The organism is Rhizobium sp. PEPV16 (assembly GCF_008919455.1).
Taxonomy (GTDB): Bacteria; Pseudomonadota; Alphaproteobacteria; order Rhizobiales; family Rhizobiaceae; genus Rhizobium; species Rhizobium leguminosarum_Q.
Map to the genome: position 1 here is coordinate 49,764 of NZ_VSZV01000343.1, position 1,207 is coordinate 50,970.

The 1,207-nt window shown below is 63.7% G+C and carries 1 pseudogene; it reads left to right on the forward strand.

The features are described from left to right. Positions 1-1,207, forward strand: a pseudogene (gene dnaE2 / locus FY112_RS27310) (error-prone DNA polymerase); the annotation flags it as partial.

A 1,207-nucleotide genomic window follows, 5' to 3' on the forward strand; every position in this document is an offset into this window, starting at 1 on the left:
GTCCTGGCCCTTGGGATGCTGACCTGCATGGCCAAGGCCTTCGATCTGATCCGCGAGCACAAGGATCGGGATCTCGACCTGTCTGACATCGAGCAGGAGGATCCTGCGACCTATGCGATGATCCGCAAGGCCGATACGCTCGGCACGTTCCAGATCGAAAGCCGCGCTCAGATGGCGATGCTGCCGCGGCTGAAACCCCGAACCTTCTACGACCTCGTGGTGCAGGTCGCCATTGTCCGGCCCGGTCCGATCCAGGGCGACATGGTGCATCCCTATCTGCGCCGGCGCGAAGGCAAGGAGGCCGTCGAATATCCGACGCCAGAGCTGGAAGCGGTGCTCGGCAAGACGTTAGGCGTGCCGCTGTTTCAAGAGTCGGCGATGCGGGTCGCGATGGTCTGCGCCGGCTTTACCGGCGGCGAGGCCGACCAGCTTCGCAAGTCGATGGCGACCTTCAAGTTCACCGGCGGCGTCTCGCGGTTCAAGGACAAGCTCGTGTCCGGCATGGTGAGGAACGGCTACACGCCCGAATTCGCCGAAAAGACCTTCTCCCAGCTCGAAGGCTTTGGCTCCTATGGTTTTCCGGAGAGCCATGCGGCTTCGTTCGCGCTGATCGCTTATGCGTCGAGCTATATCAAACGCCACTACCCGGAAGCCTTCTGTGCGGCGCTAATCAATTCGCAACCCATGGGTTTTTACGCGCCGGCGCAGATCGTCGGCGATGCGAGAGCGCACGGCGTCGAGGTGCGGCCGGTCTGCATCAATCGGTCCCGGTGGGACTGCACGCTGGAGCGGATCGGCAAATCTGGCCGCCACGCTGTCCGGTTGGGCTTCCGGCAGGTGAAAGGACTGGCGGTCGCTGACGCGGCGCGCATCGTCGCGGCACGCATGGACAATGCCTTTGTCTCGGTTGACGACATGTGGCGCCGATCCGGCGTGCCCCCGGAAGCGCTCGTCCAGCTTGCCAAGGCCGATGCGTTTCTGCCGTCGCTGAAGCTGGAACGCCGCGACGCGCTCTGGGCGATCAAGGCGCTGCGCGACGAACCCTTGCCGTTGTTTGCCGCCGCGGCCGATCGGGAGATGGCTGCAATTGCCGAGCAGCAGGAGCCGGAGGTGGCACTTCGGCAGATGACGGACGGGCATAACGTCATTGAGGACTACAGCCATACCGGGCTGACATTGCGGCAGCATCCGATCGCCTTCCTGCGCA